This is a genomic window from Pseudomonas caspiana (assembly GCF_002158995.1).
GTDB classification, from domain to species: Bacteria; Pseudomonadota; Gammaproteobacteria; order Pseudomonadales; family Pseudomonadaceae; genus Aquipseudomonas; species Aquipseudomonas caspiana.
Genome location: NZ_LOHF01000019.1, coordinates 70767 through 86070, shown reverse-complemented (window position 1 = coordinate 86070; position 15304 = coordinate 70767). Strand labels below are relative to the sequence as shown.

Genomic DNA, 15304 nt, shown 5'->3' with positions numbered 1-15304 from the left:
ATGCATTTCAATTCATTGAATCAGATGGTCGACCCGATCACTCAACAAACGTCACAACCCCATCCGCCAGGGATTTGACCCGCGCCAGGGACTCAACGCGATAGCCCTGCGCGTCCAGTTCAGCACGACCGCCCTGGAAGGACTTCTCGATCACGATGCCCAGCCCGGCAACGGTGGCGCCTGCTTGCTTGATGATCGAAATCAGCGCTTGGGACGCCTTTCCGTTGGCCAAGAAGTCATCAATGATCAGTACCTTGTCGCTGCTGTTCAGGTGACGGGGCGAGATGGCAACGGTGCTCTCCGTCTGCTTGGTGAACGAATACACCGTGGCCAGCAGCAGGTTTTCGGTCAGGGTCAGCGACTGATGCTTACGGGCGAAAATCACCGGCACGCCCAGCTTCAAACCGGTCATCACCGCAGGCGCAATACCCGAAGCTTCGATAGTAACAATCTTGGTGACGCCGGAATCCGCGAACAGCGCCGCGAATTCGTCGCCAATCTGCTGCATCAGCACGGGGTCGATCTGGTGATTGAGAAACGCATCGACCTTCAATACCTGATCGGAAAGTACGATGCCTTCTGCGCGAATCTTCTGATGCAATGCTTCCACGTCGCTTCCTCGGGTGCGCGAATCTGCGCAATCAATAGTCGGAATTATTTTTTCAACATCGCGCGGATGTCCGCCAATGCGGTATTGCCGCGCACCGCCTTCACTTCGGTCGGAGTGTCGTCGTTGCCTTCCCAGGCCAGATCGTCGGGCGGCAGTTCATCAAGGAAACGGCTTGGCGAGCAGTCGATGATTTCACCGTACTGCTTACGCTTGGCAGCAAAGGTGAATGCCAGGGTCTGGCGCGCACGGGTGATGCCCACGTAAGCCAGACGACGCTCTTCCTCGATGGTATCGGCTTCGATACTGGAGCGGTGAGGGAGAATTTCTTCTTCCATGCCCATGATGAACACGTAGGGAAATTCCAGGCCTTTGGAGGCGTGGAGCGTCATCATCTGCACGCCTTCCGCGCCATCCTCTTCTTCCTGCTGACGCTCGAGCATGTCGCGCAGGACCAGCTTGCCGATGGCTTCCTCAATGGTCATTTCACCTTCTTCGTCTTTTTCGAGGGTGTTTTTCAACGCCTCGATCAAGAACCAGACGTTGCCCATGCGGTAATCGGCGGCCTTGTCACTGGAGCTGTTCTGACGCAGCCAGTTCTCGTAATCGATGTCCATGACCATGCTGCGCAACGCAGCAATGGGATCGTTCTGCGCGCACTGCTGACGCACGCCGTCCATCCAGCGCTTGAAGCGCTGCAAGCGGTCGGTGTAACGGCTGTCCAGATGCTCGCCCAAGCCGATTTCATCGGTGGCGGCGTACATCGAAATTTTCCGCTCGGTGGCGTAGTTACCGAGTTTTTCCAGCGTCGTGGAGCCGATTTCCCGGCGCGGCACGTTGATCACCCGCAGGAAAGCGTTGTCGTCATCCGGGTTAACCAGCAAGCGGAAATAGGCCATCAGGTCTTTCACTTCCTGACGGCCAAAGAAGCTATTACCGCCGGACAGGCGATACGGCACCTGGTGATGCTGCAACTTCAGCTCAATCAACTTGGCCTGATAGTTACCGCGATAGAGGATCGCAAAATCGCTGTAAGGCCGATCAGTACGCAAATGCAGGCTGAGAATCTCCACAGCGACGCGCTCGGCCTCGGCATCTTCATTGCGGCAACGAATCACGCGAATTTCATCGCCGTGCCCCATCTCACTCCACAGCTGCTTTTCGAACTCATGGGGGTTGTTGGAGATGAGTACGTTGGCGCAGCGCAAAATCCGGCTGGTCGAGCGGTAGTTCTGCTCGAGCATGACCACCTTCAGCGACGGGTAGTCTTCCTTGAGCAGCATCAGGTTTTCCGGACGCGCGCCACGCCAGGCGTAGATCGACTGGTCGTCGTCACCCACTACGGTGAACTGGTTACGCATGCCGATCAGCAGCTTTACCAGCAGGTATTGGCTGGCGTTGGTGTCCTGATATTCGTCCACCAACAGATAGCGGACTTTGTTCTGCCATTTTTCCAGAATGTCAGCGTGTTCCTGGAACAGCTTTACCGGGAGCAGAATCAGATCGTCGAAGTCCACCGCGTTGTACGCCTTGAGCGTGCGCTGATAGTGGGTGTAAACGATGGCCGCGGTCTGTTCCTTGGGGTTGCGGGCGTTTTCCAATGCTTCAGCGGGCAGGATCAGGTCGTTTTTCCAGGAGCCGATCATGTTTTTGATCTCGTCGACGCCGTCGTCGCCCGAGTATTCCTTCTGCATGATGTCGGTCATCAGGGCTTTGACGTCGGTCTCGTCGAAGATCGAGAAGCCCGGCTTGTAGCCCAGTCGCACATGCTCCTTGCGGATCACGTTCAGCCCCAGGTTGTGGAAGGTCGACACGGTCAGGCCGCGACCTTCACCCGCGCGCAGCAACGTACCGACCCGCTCTTTCATCTCGCGGGCGGCCTTGTTGGTAAAGGTCATGGCGACGATGTATTGAGCACGGATGCCGCAATTCTGGATCAGGTGGGCGATCTTGCGGGTGATCACGCTGGTCTTGCCGGAGCCTGCACCGGCGAGCACCAAAAGAGGGCCGCCGACGTAGTTCACGGCTTCTTGTTGCCGAGGATTGAGTCGGGACATATCAGGAAGAGGATCACTAACGAAATGGGCGGGCATTTTAGCAGGCTATGGCGATTGTGCAGCGACCGTCCGCCAATGAGTGACGTCTTATGTCGCCCGCAGCTATCTAATTTTTTTGGTTTTGTTACATTTGCGCATCCGAATGCTGAATGATCGCTCTGTTTGGCCCTTGTCCCGGCCTTCTGTTTGTCTCTTTTCGAGTCTAGGGAGCTAGCTTGCCTACGCCTGTCCAACCCTTGCGGTTGTTAGTGCTGGCCCACGAGCCGGAATGGCTGGTATTGCTGCGCAGTTGCCTGACGCCTGAGCAGAATCAGGCAAATCCGTTGTCCTTCTCGCACTGGAACGACATCAGTGCCTCTCTAGTCGACGACAACCACACCGTACTGCTCACCACGCCAGAACTGCAGCCTCCACCCGGCCGCTGCAACCTGCCAGTGATCATGCTGCTTGAAGAGGAGCCGTTGATTGCGCCACTGGGCGCCAGTGACTGGCTGATCCGCAGCGAATTAACCCCGGTGAGCCTGCGCAGCTGCTTGCGCCATGTACGCGAACGCGCCTTGCTGGAAAGCACGCTGCAACGTCTGGCCGAGCAAGACACGCTGACCGGTATCGCCAACCGCCAGGGTTTCCAGACCTTACTGGCGGCACGCTTGCTGGAAAATGACGGCCGTGGCCTGGCGCTGGGCCATCTCGATCTGGACAACTTCCGCCGCGCCAACGACGCACTGGGTCATCAAGCTGGCGACCGGCTGATTTTACAGGTGGTGGCGCGACTCAAAGGGCAGCTGGAACCCTGCGATCAGATCGCCCGCTTGGGCAGCGACGAATTCGCGCTATTGATCGACACCCGACGAGCCCCGGACCGGGCTGACTGGATGGCAGAGCGCATCACCGAAGCCCTGTCCGAGCCCTACTGGGTCGACGGCGAAAGCCTGCTGATCGGTTGCAGCCTGGGGATCGCTCATGCCCGTGCCGAGGCAGGCGCCGATCCGCTGATGTGGCATGCACATATCGCCATGCAGCAGGCCAAAGGCATTCAGGGCTGTACCTTTCATGTCTTCAACGACAGACTCAACCGCAATGCTCGCAGCCTTGCAGACCTTGAAAGCGAGCTGCGCCGGGCACTGCGTCGTGACGAGCTGGAACTGCATTACCAGCCGAGGCTTTGCCTGACCAGCGGACGTATTGTCGGTCTGGAGGCACTGGTGCGCTGGCGTCACGAGGAACGAGGCTTGTTGCCACCCAGCGAATTCGTGCCGCTGGCAGAACAAAGTGGCCTGATCGTGCCATTGGGCTACTGGGTGATATCCCGGGCACTGCGTGACATGCAGACCTTGATCGAAAGCGGTCTGCCGCAGCTGCATATGGCTATCAACTTGTCATTTCGCCAGTTTCAGGACAACCAGTTGCTGGCAACGTTGGGCCGACTGATTGCCGAGCGCGGGATTGACGCGCAATGGCTGGAGTTCGAACTGACCGAAACGGCTGTCATGCGCCGTAGCGATCTGGTCAAACAAACCATGGATGCGCTCGGACGGCTTGGGGTTCGGTTCTCACTGGACGATTTCGGCACGGGCTTTTCATCATTTGTGCACCTCAACAACCTGCCCATCACCCTGTTGAAGATCGACAAGAGCTTCGTAGGTGAAATGGAGCAGCGCGATGAGAACTGCAAGCTGGTTCACGCCATGATTAACCTGGCCCACAACCTGAGCCTTGAAGTGGTGGCTGAAGGTGTCGAAACGCCTGCCCAACTGGCGTTATTACGCAGTTTTGGCTGCGACCAGGTTCAAGGCTATCTGATCAGTAAGCCACTACCATTATCGCAGTTGATCAAATACCTGACCTTCGATCAGCAAGCGCCGGAGGCGTTGAGCGGGGTTTGAAACGCGCTGTCTTGCGTCAAACGACAGACCTGTAGGAGCGCACGAGCAGCGCGAGGCCGCGATAGCGGTTTATCAGGCAGACCGCTATCGCGGCTTCGCGCTGCTCGTGCGTTCCTGCAGGTTCGTGTTTGGCAGGAGACAACATCAAACATTCCTCACCCCATCACCGGCACTGCTGCCGCTTCCCGGCGCAACAACCGCGAGGTCTTTCTTTCGAAGGCCCAGGTCAGGGCAATCGCTGCACACAGCAATCCCAACGCCAGCCCCCACCAGACGCCCTCGGCGCCGTGGTTGGTGTAAAAACCAAATATCCACGCCGCAGGGGCAGCCACCAGCCAGTAACTGGCCAGCCCGATGAGGAAGGTTGTCCGCGCATCCTTGAAGCCGCGGATCGCGCCCATGGCAATGGTTTGCGCGCCATCAAGAATTTCAAACCAGGCTGCAATCGCCAGCAGCTTGACCGTCAACTCGACGATCTCGGCGAATTTGGGGTCATTGATATCCAGGAACAGACCGATAACCAAATGCGGTGCCAGCCAGAACAGCATGCCGAACATCAGCATCACCAATGAGCCAAAAACAATGCCCGCACGCCCGGCGGTGCGCGCCAGCAGAAGATTACCCGCGCCATAGTGCAGACCAATACGCATGGTCACTGCGTAAGAAATCCCCACGGGAATCATGAACGCCATCGACACCGATTGCAGGGCGATCTGGTGCGCGGCCATCTGCACGCTGCCCATCGCCCCCATACAAAACGCAGCAAAGGTGAACAGGCCAACCTCGACGGCGTACGTCCCGCCAATCGGCAAGCCCAGCTTCCATAGCTCTTTGAGGTGGCTGCTCGACAGCTGCCAAAAGCCTTCACGGATCGGGTAGGCCGCGTAGGCCGGATGACGACGGATATGCAGGGCGAGAATCAACGCCATACCGTTGGTGACTACCGCTGTGACCAGGCCAATCCCCATCAAGCCAAGATTCGGCAGCCCGAATACTTCGTGGATAAAGGCGTAGTTGAGGACGAAGTTGGCAATCGCGCCGCCCACGCTGATTGCCATGACTGGCCCTGCACGCCCCAGTGCGCTGGTGAAACCGCGCAGGGCCATGAACGTCAACAAGCCGGGCAACGCCAGTGGCAAGGTGATCAAAAATTGACCTGCCATGTGCACGTTGGATTCGGTTTGGCCAAAATGCAGCAGGACCGGCTCAAGGTTCCACAGGATCAACATGGCAATCAATGCCATGCCCCACGCCAGCCAGACACCGGCCTGGACCAGTTGCGCAGCGCCTTTACTGTCCCCCGCACCATGCCGGATCGCCACAAGCGTACCGACTGCCGCCATGACCCCGACGCAGAAGAACGAAATGAAGTTGTAGGTCGCCGCGCCCAGACCGCCGCCCGCCAAAGCTTCAGGGCCAATGTGCCCCATCATTACCGTGTCAGTGAAGACCATCAGCATATGTGCCATCTGTGAAGCGATCAGCGGCCCGGCGAGGCGCAGGATGATCCAGAGTTCTTTGATGGCAGGTTGTTGCATGGCGCGACGCTCGATTTCAGGGGCAGTTATGAGCCGCTCATTCTCTGCACTTAAGTGCGCGAGCACAAAGGGATAAATAAGATCGTTATCATGAGTAAAACTCATCTGTTAGCTTTTTAGCCAAAATCGGCGTCAACCGCAGCAGGAGCGTCCTCAATGCCCCGTAGTCTTCCACCTCTTTATGCACTGCGCGCATTTGAAGCGGCTGCGCGGCATAGCTCGTTTACGCGAGCAGCGGAAGAGTTGTCGATCACCCAAAGTGCGGTCAGTCGGCACATTCGAACCCTTGAAGAGCATTTTGCCTGCCGACTGTTTCAGCGCATCGGGCGCAATATCCAGCTGACCGAAGCCGCGCGGACCCTGCTGCCGGGCGTGCGCGACGGCTTCTCTTCCCTGGAGCGCGCCTGCAACACGCTGTCTGTCGACGAAGGGATTTTGCGCATGAAAGCGCCGCCGACCTTGACCATGCGTTGGCTGTTGGCGCGGCTCAGTCGCTTTCGTCACCTGCAGGCGGGCAATGAAGTGCAGTTGACCAGCGCGTGGATGGAAATCGACGTAGTGGATTTCAGTCATGAGCCGTTCGACTGCGCCGTGCTGCTCAGTCGCGGCCATCTCCCGGCCGATTGGGAGGCGATACATCTGTTCCCGGAGCTGCTGATTCCGGTGGGTGCGCCAAACCTGATGGACGATCAGCCCTGGAACATTGAGCGCCTGGCCAGCGCAGAATTACTGCACCCCACGCCAGACCGCAGAGACTGGCGAAGCTGGCTTGAGCGCACGGGCTTATCGGAGCACGTTTCACTCAAGGGCGGACAGGTGTTCGACACGCTGGAATTAGGTATGATCGCCGCCGCTCGCGGGTACGGGGTTTCCATGGGGGATCTACTCATGGTCGCCGAAGATGTCGCCCAGAAGCGTTTAAGTCTGCCTTGGCGCACCGCCGTCTACAGCGGCGAAGACTATTACCTTGTCTGGCCTAGAACCCGACCCGGCAGCGAACGGCTGCGTCGGCTGGGAGATTTTTTGCAGAGCGAAGTCAGCGCCATGGAGCTGCCTGAGGTGCAAATCCTCAGGGAATAGTGGCAATGCGACATATTTTGTAACCGAATCCTACAAATCCGGGAACCTTACTCAAGTATTACGCCGCAAGGCCGATGTGTAAAATTGACGCCCCCTTGTACAAATTCTGTACAACCAAGGCTACCTAACTTAATCAAATTCAGCTGAACGGCTAATAGAGGTCATTAAAGACCCGGCGTTCGGCCAGGAGCCGTCATGTCCAAGCCCCGTGCCCGAATTGCTTCGCAACTCGGTATTGCTTTGGCCGTTATTCTGGCAGTTGTCATCTCCGGCAGTACTGTCTTCGCGTTGCGTTCACTGGACTCAGCCAACCTCGTCATTCGTGAAGAGCACATGGCGAGCGAGGCACGCTTGCTGGCCGACCAGCTCAACACTTTTCACAGCACACTGCGGGTTAGCACCCAACGTTTGAGCGGGCTGTTTGAGAAGCGTTTTGCCAGCGGCCTTACTGTTCAGGCGGACCAGCCAGTTACAGTCGCCGGGGTGCAAACTCCAAGCCTGGTTCTGGCGGACCATGTGCTGAACAACAACTTCAGAGAAGTTGACGAGTTCCGCCAACTGACTGAAGGCGTGGCTACGGTATTTGTGCGCAGCGGCGACGAGTTCATCCGCATCAGCACCTCGCTGACCAAACAGGATGGCAGCCGCGCCATCGGCACGATGCTCGACCGCAAGAACCCGGCGTACGACCGTTTGATGTCGGGCCAGAGCTACGTCGGTAAGGCAGTGCTGTTCGAGCGCTACTACATGACGCAATACACCCCCGTGAAAGACAGCTCCGGCAAAGTCATCGCGGTGTTGTTCGTCGGCTTCGATTACACCGACGCGCAAAACGTCCAGTTTGAAAACCTGAAGAACTTCCGCATCGGCAAGACCGGCTCGCTGGCCCTGCTCGATGATCAGAACCGCTGGCTGGTGCCGCCGGCAGGCGTGCAGGCACTTGATCAGGCTGGCAAAGCTGTTGCTGATTTCGCCAAACAGCCAGGTAAAGGACAGTACTGGAGCGATACCAGCGAAGACTTCTACAGCGTTGCCCAACCGTTTAGCGGCGGGCCTTGGACCGTTCTGGCGAACATGCCCAAGGATGAAATCAGCGCCGTGACCTGGAACGTCGGTACGCAACTGGCCATCGGCAGCCTGCTGGCGATGTTGATTGCAGTGAGTTCGGCGATCTGGTTGCTGCGCAGTAAACTTCGTCCGCTGTCTGAGCTGGTGCGTCAGGCCGAAGCACTGGGTGCAGGTGATTTGAGCGTGCGCTTGAACATCACCAGCCATGACGAAATCGGCCAACTGGCAACCAGCTTCAACAAGATGGGTGAAGCGCTGTCGACCATGGTTTCGCACATCCGCACGGCAGCTCAACAGGTCAGCAGCCGCGCGAATGAACTGTCCGGTTTGTCGGGCGGCGCTTATCGCGGCATGGAGCAGCAATCGGGTGAAATCGTCAGCATGGCGGGGGCGGTTGAAGAGTTCAGCGCCACGTCGTTGAACATCGCCGATAACATGGGTAATACCGAACGCCTGGCTCAGGAAAACGCGCAGCAGACTCGTATCGGCCGCGCGTCGATGCAAGAAGCGTCGTCGTCCCTTGAGCAGATCGCTGCGTCTATCAACAGCACCGCTGCTGTGATCAATACCTTGGGGCAACGCTCTCAGGAAATCGGCAGCATCGTGGGCGTGATTACGTCGATTGCCGACCAGACCAACCTGCTGGCGCTCAACGCAGCCATCGAAGCAGCACGGGCGGGCGAACAAGGCCGTGGCTTCGCAGTGGTTGCTGACGAAGTTCGTAGCCTGGCGACCCGTACACGCGATGCCACCAATGAAATCTCCGGGATGATCACCAGCATCCAGCAAGAGACCGGCAACGCCATCTCCACCATGCAACAGGGCAATGCCCAGATGCAGGAAGGCCTGGCACGTAACGCCAAAGTGGCCGCAGCGCTGGCGCAGATCGACGAGCAAAGCCGCTCGGCCGGTCAGCAATTCGCCGCGATCACCACCGCCACCCAAGAGCAAAGCAGCACCGCCACCTTGTTGAGCAGCAACCTGCAAAGCATCGCCATGGCCAACAGCGAGCAACGTGAGGTTGTCTCGCACCTGGCCATTACCGCAGAAGAACTGAACACCCTGGCTGCAGATTTGCGCACCGAGGTTGACCGGTTTCGTTGATGGTTAAGTGATAAAGAAAAACGCCCTTCGGGGCGTTTTTTTTGGCAGAAATATGTACTCACTCTGGCAGCTTCGCTGCCCAACGCAGCGCGCTGTCCCACGCATAAAAATAAACCTGTAGGAGCGCACGAGCACCGCGAGGCCGCGATGGCGGTTTATCAGGCAGACCGCCATCGCGGCCTCGCGGTACTCGTGAGCTACAGGATGCCTTCCAATTCAGCGACCTGGATGTAATGGGTCCCTACAGACCAACCGGAGCCCCGACAAACTCCGCATACCCACTCACCACCACATACACCGCGAAGTAGGCAAAGATCAGCGCCGACGCGATGTACGTGTATTTCATCAGCTTCTCACCGATGAGCCGGCCGCCCTGGTAGGCCACCGCGCACAGTGAAATCGACCACAGCAAACCCGCAGCAAAAAAGCCTGACAGGAACAGACCTGCGCTCGCCACGTCATGGCCTTGGCGCGCAATGATCGCCCCGCCCACAGCAGCAAACCACAGGATCGCGCTGGGCGAAGACATCGCCAGCATGATGCCCTTGGAGAACAGCGCCAGATTGGTCTTGCCCCATTGTTCGCCGCTCTGCTGCATCGTCCCGTCAGTCTTGAAAGCACTGAGCAGCATTTTCACACTCAAGAAGCAGAGCACCAGCGAGCCGCCGATCCACAGCACCCAACGCACCGCCTCGAACTGCAAAAGCACCGCCATGCCCATCATCGCCAGCACTGCATAAATCAAATCGCCGACGCAGGTCCCCAACCCCAGCCAGACGCCCTGCGCAAAGCCGCGCTGCATGGCAATATTGATCATCGCCATATTGGCGAGGCCAATTTCCAGGCACAGCGACAGGCTGAGCAGGAAGCCGTTGTTGAATTCCATTTGATGTTTCCTCGCTTAAGTGCGCGCCACTTTAAGCAGGAGGCAGGCGGGTCGCAAGATACAGTCCGCGACGCCAACTGTATGGCTTACGCCAGCAATCGCCGCCACCACGAAGCGGTCTTCCCGGCACTCTGCCGCGAACGCTCCAGCAAAATCTCTGGCATATCCCGCACGCGAATCCACGATTCGTTCTGCCAGTTCAGCAGGCTCAGGGTCATGTTGGGCCAATGCATCAAACCCAGCACCGGGCGTTGTGATGTTGGCACTTGATCACGGTCGCGCACGGCTTGCACAACATGATGCTCAAGCCATTCGCGCAGCGGCCCGTTGTGAGCGCCGTGCTGATAGAGCAATAGCGCATAAACCCCGGACTCGCTGATCATCAGCGTTTCCTGCACTGCGCCATAGCGTTCCAGCAAAATGGTTTTGCGCTGATCGGGTGCCAGTTTGCGAGCGCGATGCTCATCCAGAAATATCCCCATCAGATAACCCAGATCACGCGCGCAGAACCAGACCTGGCCTTCGAGGCAAATGGCGTGCATGTGTTTTTTCTGGCGGATGAAGAGCATGGGGATGTGGTGCGGGTTATTGCATGTATTCAAAAGTGCATCTCCTTGGTGGGAGCCACCGCTTCTCGTCGCCAAACGATAGGGTGGCAACTGCATGCGGGTTGGCGAACCGGTAAGGAGCGACCGGCAGACCCGAAGATCTCCCGCATACAGCAGCCATAACAAGGCGCAGGCAAATGTGCCCGCTTCGTATGAACAGCAGTATCACTCCCTTTTCCAGATCGCCAAATCCAGTAGCTGAATATTCAGCCGGGAGAGAGGTTAATTCCTTGAGGCGCACACGACTGTCAGCGCAGGACACTGGCGACCTGTGGATAACTCCGTTCCTGCTGTAGGACCGATCCTGTGGAAAACTCAAGGCTTACCCACACCTTGAAGAGCATTGCAAATCGCCTGTGGGAGCTGGGCTTGCCCGCGATAAGGCCGCCTAGGTATCTCAGACAAACCGTGATGCCCTTATCGCGGGCAAGCCCGGCCCCCACAGGATCTTCACAATTCAGTGGGACCATCAAACTCATGGCGCCAACCTGCTGATCATCCACTCGCCGGCCGATACTGCAACGCCTCGGCCACATGACTGCGGTTAATCGCATCCACCTGCTCCAGATCAGCCAACGTCCTTGCCACCTTGAGCAGCCGATGTGCCGAACGCAGCGACAAGGTCAGTCGCTCACACGCCGTTTCCAGCCAAGCCTCGTCCTCTCTGGATAATCCACAATGCTTGCGCAGCCCCGGCATATCCAGAAAGGCATTGGCGCAACCCTGACGTCGGTTCTGGCGATCCCGTGCTTTGGCAACCACAGCCGCAGCGCTGGCCGTGGTTTCACCGTTTTGTACGCTGGGATTGAGGGCAGTGGTTTCTCGGGCGACGGTCAGGTGCAGGTCAATACGATCCAGCAACGGCCCGGACAGTTTGTTGCGGTAGCGCTGAATCTGCTCCGTGGAACAACGGCACCTCCCGGTCGGTTCGCCAAGGTATCCACAGGGGCAGGGGTTCATGGCGGCGACCAGTTGAAAGCGGGCCGGAAACCGCACCCGATCCCGCGCTCTAGAGATCACGATATGGCCTGACTCCAGAGGCTCGCGAAGCACCTCCAATACGCGCCGATCAAACTCCGGCAGCTCATCAAGAAACAGCACGCCGTGATGGGCGAGGGTGATTTCACCGGGCTGCGGTCGACTGCCACCGCCGACCAATGCCGGGCCGGACGCCGAGTGATGAGGCTGACGAAACGGACGTTGCGGCCAACTGGTCAGCGGGATCTGGCTGGCCACCGACTGAATCGCCGCCACTTCCAGCGCTTCGTACTCATCCAGCGGTGGCAGCAAACCCGGCAAGCGGCTGGCGAGCAGGGTTTTACCGGTGCCGGGTGGGCCGCTAAAAAGTAGATTGTGCGCGCCAGCAGCGGCAATGATCAGTGCTCTTTTCGCAGCGGTCTGGCCCTGCACTTCGCTGAGATCCGGATAAGGCTTGGCCTGGTGCAACAGCCCGCTGGACTGGTACGGCGTGATCGGCGTCTGCCCGTTGAAATGCGCCACCAACTCCAGCAGATGATTGACTGCGATCACGCGCAGGCCTGACGCCAGACACGCCTCTTCAGCATTAACCGCCGGAATGATCAGCGTGCGTTGCGCCGCCCGCGCTGCCAACGCAGCTGGCAACACGCCCTGAATCGGACGGATTGCACCCGACAATGCCAGCTCGCCAAGGCATTCCACATCCTGCAACGCCACCAATGGCACTTGCCCACTTGCAGCCAGCAAACCCAACGCAATCGCCAGATCAAATCGCCCGCCGTCCTTGGGCAAATCCGCCGGGGCGAGGTTGAGCGTGATGCGCCGATCCGGAAATTTAAGCCCGGAATTAAGAATCGCACTGCGCACCCGATCCTTGCTTTCCCGCACAGCACCTTCCGGCAAACCCACCAGCGTCAGCGCAGGCAGACCGTTAGCCAAGTGCGCTTCGACAGTAACCGCAGGCGCTTCAACGCCCACTTGGGCACGACTATGAACAATGGCCAGAGACATGATTCTTCCTTGAAAAAACGACCCTCGCATCCTGCGACATCGGGCCGATCTTTGAAGGAATGAATGGATACAGGGTGTTAATGGATGCCCGCGATAAACCTCTTGTGTCCCTGACACTGCGCCGCCGCGTGGTTTATAAATGACCTGTAGGAGCGCACGAGCACCGCGAGCCCGCGATAGCGGTGTCTCAGACAGGACGCCATCGCTGCCTCGCGGTGCTCGTGAGCTCCTACAGAAAACTATCCAAATCAGGCAGTTACAAAAAAAAGAGCCCCCAATGCCAACCCCAGCCCAATCCATCGAGCACTACATCCTCGCCAAAGACGGCAATCGCCCACACCTGCTACGTCAGTCATTCGTCAGCAACGCGACGCTAGAAATGGTCGTCCACACCGGGGCCATTTCATTTCCGCCCACCGTTGAAGGCCGGGACGGGATTGCGGAGGTGTTGGTGCGGCGTTTCGGGCAGACCTATGAAAACGTTTACACGTTCTGCATCGGTGAGCCGCCAGCCGAGGAGGCGACCGAGTATCACTGCAAGTGGCTGGTGGGGATGTCGGATAAGACCACGGGGGATCTGCGCTTTGGTTGCGGGCAATATGACTGGCAGTTCGATTCAGGATTGGCGACACACTTGAGGATTACCATCGAGCAGATGCTGGTCTGCCCGACAGCAGAAGTTGAGCCGGTGATGGATTGGTTGCAACAGGTCAGTTATCCGTGGTGCCCAGCCGGGCAATTAATGTCCGCGCCTCCACTGGCCAGCATCGAAACCGTCCTGCAATACCTGAAGGCGTAACACACGCGGCAGGCGTCTCATCCCTTAAGCAGTTGCAAATTGTGCAGCGCTTTAACACAATGCGACTCATTATCATTTACACCGCGCTGGGATGGCGCGCCGCAATGCCTTCTCATCACGCCACTCTGCGCACGCTTTACATCGATCATCACGGCTGGCTCAACATCTGGCTGCGCAGCAAGCTGGGCAATGCAGCCGATGCGGCGGATCTGGCGCAGGATACTTTTGTCCGGCTGCTCAATCGCCACGAACTGCTTGAGCTGAAAGCACCTCGTGCGTTTCTGCGTACCGTTGCCAAAGGGATCGTCATCGATCATTGGCGACGCGAGGAGCTGGAGCGCGCCTATCTTGAAGCCATCGCTCATTTACCCTGCAACGAGTCACCTTCGCCCGAGTCCCGGGAGTTGGTATTCGAGTTGCTGGAAAGCATTGCGAAGATGCTGGATGGCTTGAAACCGAAGGTCCGCCAGGCTTTTCTGCTGGCTCAATGCGACGGCATGCCCTACAAGCAGATCGCCGAACGAATGGGCGTGTCGGTGCGCTCTGTAGAACGCTATGTCGCCGACGCGTTGTATCACTGCTATCTGTTGAGGTATCCAGCGTGAGCGGCGTATCTGCCCCTGCGCGCTCGCGAGAACCCTCGCCGCAGGTCGTGAAACAGGCGATTCAGTGGTCGATGCGCCTCAACAGCGGAGGGCACAACCCACAATTGCGCGAGCAATGTGAGCAGTGGCGTTTCGCACATGCCGATCACGAATGCGCCTGGCAGCGTATCCAGGCCCTGAACGGCGAACTCAACAGTCGCTTTCAGCATCTGCCCGCCCCAGGCGCAGCCATCGAAGCACTGGAAAACAGCGCACAACGACTGAGCCGCAGACAAACCCTGAAACTGCTGTCCGGACTGGTCGTGGTGGGTTCAAGTGCGTGGCTGTCGCGAGAGGCCGTGCCTTGGCAACAATGGAGCGCAGATTTCGCGACCAGCGTCGGGCAGCGTGAGCGCTTTCAGCTCAGCGACGGCTCAAGCCTGCAATTGAACACCGACAGCGCGGTGGATCAGAACTTCAACGCCGAACGTCGCCTGATTACTCTGAATCGAGGTGAGATTCTCGTGGGGTGCGGTGCCGATGTCCAAAGCCCGACCCACAGACCGCTATTAGTGCAAAGTCGCCACGGGTTGTTCGAGGGCATCAACGGACGCTTCGTCGTCAGGCAGTATCCGGACCAGACGCGCATCAGTGTGCTTGAAGGGCAGTCGATCATTCGCTCACCCGCCGCGTCTCCCATCACTGTAAGCGCGGGGCAGCATTACCTGGTGTCGTCTCGCGAAGCGGTTCAGTTGCCCACGCTCGACATGGACGCTGGTGCCTGGAGCGAAGGTCTGATCGTGACGCGAAACATGCGCCTCAGAGACTTCCTCACCGAGATCGGGGCTTACCGCCACGGTCATCTGGGCTGCGCTGACGATATTGCCGACCTGCGTCTTTCCGGCGTATTTCGGCTGGAAAACACCGACAAACTGCTCACGGTTGTTACCCAGACGTTGCCTGTCCAGCTCAGGTATCGCACGCGCTGGTGGGTCACGTTGCAGCGCCAAGCATGAAGTCTGAAATTTTTTGGCGGGTTTTGCCTACAGGTCCGGCTTAGAGATCAGCTCCTCTGTTCTCTTCACTGACTCTACGGAA

The 15304-nt window shown here is 58.2% G+C and carries 12 protein-coding genes; 6 read left to right on the top strand and 6 right to left on the bottom strand.

The window, feature by feature from the left end; genetic code table 11:
• Positions 1 to 37: 37 nt before the first annotated feature.
• On the bottom strand, positions 38 to 610 hold the full coding sequence (locus tag AUC60_RS20015; protein ID WP_087271609.1) for a xanthine phosphoribosyltransferase: 573 nt from the start codon (positions 608 to 610) through the stop codon (positions 38 to 40).
• A 44-nt stretch (positions 611 to 654) separates the two neighbouring features.
• The gene (gene rep, locus AUC60_RS20010) at positions 655 to 2664 is read right to left on the bottom strand and encodes a DNA helicase Rep (protein WP_087271606.1); all 2010 of its coding nucleotides are present in this window, start codon (positions 2662 to 2664) and stop codon (positions 655 to 657) included.
• Positions 2665 to 2879: 215 nt separating this feature from the next.
• Between rep and AUC60_RS20005 the strand changes: the two genes are divergently transcribed.
• Positions 2880 to 4550, top strand: coding sequence for a putative bifunctional diguanylate cyclase/phosphodiesterase (locus tag AUC60_RS20005; RefSeq protein WP_087271604.1), 1671 nt, complete (start codon positions 2880 to 2882; stop codon positions 4548 to 4550).
• Positions 4551 to 4705: 155 nt separating this feature from the next.
• Here the strand turns inward: AUC60_RS20005 and AUC60_RS20000 are convergent, their stop codons facing one another.
• The gene (locus tag AUC60_RS20000) at positions 4706 to 6088 is read right to left on the bottom strand and encodes a NorM family multidrug efflux MATE transporter (RefSeq protein WP_087271601.1); all 1383 of its coding nucleotides are present in this window, start codon (positions 6086 to 6088) and stop codon (positions 4706 to 4708) included.
• A 156-nt stretch (positions 6089 to 6244) separates the two neighbouring features.
• On the opposite strand from AUC60_RS20000, the gene AUC60_RS19995 reads away from it, so the two are divergent.
• Positions 6245 to 7168, top strand: a complete 924-nt coding sequence (locus tag AUC60_RS19995; RefSeq protein WP_087271598.1) for a LysR substrate-binding domain-containing protein — start codon at positions 6245 to 6247, stop codon at positions 7166 to 7168.
• A gap of 195 nt (positions 7169 to 7363) precedes the next feature.
• Positions 7364 to 9340, top strand: coding sequence for a methyl-accepting chemotaxis protein (locus tag AUC60_RS19990; protein WP_087271595.1), 1977 nt, complete (start codon positions 7364 to 7366; stop codon positions 9338 to 9340).
• A gap of 241 nt (positions 9341 to 9581) precedes the next feature.
• Here the strand turns inward: AUC60_RS19990 and AUC60_RS19985 are convergent, their stop codons facing one another.
• The 3 genes from AUC60_RS19985 to AUC60_RS19970 form a co-directional block, all read right to left on the bottom strand.
• Positions 9582 to 10226 (bottom strand): LysE family translocator, encoded by a 645-nt coding sequence (locus AUC60_RS19985; RefSeq protein ID WP_087271592.1) that lies wholly within the window; start codon positions 10224 to 10226, stop codon positions 9582 to 9584.
• Between the two features lie 86 nt (positions 10227 to 10312).
• Positions 10313 to 10828 carry a BRO-N domain-containing protein gene (locus AUC60_RS19980; RefSeq protein WP_087271589.1) on the bottom strand — a complete coding sequence of 172 codons (516 nt, stop codon included), beginning with the start codon at positions 10826 to 10828 and terminating at the stop codon, positions 10313 to 10315.
• A 501-nt stretch (positions 10829 to 11329) separates the two neighbouring features.
• Complete coding sequence (locus AUC60_RS19970) at positions 11330 to 12823, bottom strand: YifB family Mg chelatase-like AAA ATPase (protein WP_087271583.1); 1494 nt, start codon at positions 12821 to 12823, stop codon at positions 11330 to 11332.
• A 277-nt stretch (positions 12824 to 13100) separates the two neighbouring features.
• On the opposite strand from AUC60_RS19970, the gene AUC60_RS19965 reads away from it, so the two are divergent.
• The 3 genes from AUC60_RS19965 (at position 13101) to AUC60_RS19955 (ending at position 15222) form a co-directional block, all read left to right on the top strand.
• Entirely contained in the window at positions 13101 to 13622 is a 522-nt protein-coding gene (locus AUC60_RS19965) for a hypothetical protein (RefSeq protein ID WP_087271581.1), read from the top strand.
• A 104-nt stretch (positions 13623 to 13726) separates the two neighbouring features.
• Positions 13727 to 14227 (top strand): sigma-70 family RNA polymerase sigma factor, encoded by a 501-nt coding sequence (locus AUC60_RS19960; RefSeq protein ID WP_087271750.1) that lies wholly within the window; start codon positions 13727 to 13729, stop codon positions 14225 to 14227.
• Positions 14224 to 15222: a FecR domain-containing protein gene (locus AUC60_RS19955; RefSeq protein WP_274521399.1), complete on the top strand. Its 999-nt coding sequence runs from the start codon at positions 14224 to 14226 to the stop codon at positions 15220 to 15222. Before AUC60_RS19960 ends, AUC60_RS19955 begins: the two co-directional genes overlap by 4 nt.
• Positions 15223 to 15304: the final 82 nt, after the last annotated feature.

Excerpts from the sequence above, each read along its gene's own strand:
- AUC60_RS19965 (WP_087271581.1), top strand. The coding sequence starts at position 13,101 with ATGCCAACCCCAGCCCAATCCATCGAGCACTACATCCTCGCCAAAGAC.
- AUC60_RS19960 (WP_087271750.1), top strand. The coding sequence starts at position 13,727 with ATGCCTTCTCATCACGCCACTCTGCGCACGCTTTACATCGATCATCAC.
- rep (WP_087271606.1), bottom strand. The coding sequence starts at position 2,664 with ATGTCCCGACTCAATCCTCGGCAACAAGAAGCCGTGAACTACGTCGGC.
- AUC60_RS19995 (WP_087271598.1), top strand. The coding sequence starts at position 6,245 with ATGCCCCGTAGTCTTCCACCTCTTTATGCACTGCGCGCATTTGAAGCG.
- AUC60_RS19990 (WP_087271595.1), top strand. The coding sequence starts at position 7,364 with ATGTCCAAGCCCCGTGCCCGAATTGCTTCGCAACTCGGTATTGCTTTG.
- AUC60_RS20000 (WP_087271601.1), bottom strand. The coding sequence starts at position 6,088 with ATGCAACAACCTGCCATCAAAGAACTCTGGATCATCCTGCGCCTCGCC.
- AUC60_RS19970 (WP_087271583.1), bottom strand. The coding sequence starts at position 12,823 with ATGTCTCTGGCCATTGTTCATAGTCGTGCCCAAGTGGGCGTTGAAGCG.
- AUC60_RS19985 (WP_087271592.1), bottom strand. The coding sequence starts at position 10,226 with ATGGAATTCAACAACGGCTTCCTGCTCAGCCTGTCGCTGTGCCTGGAA.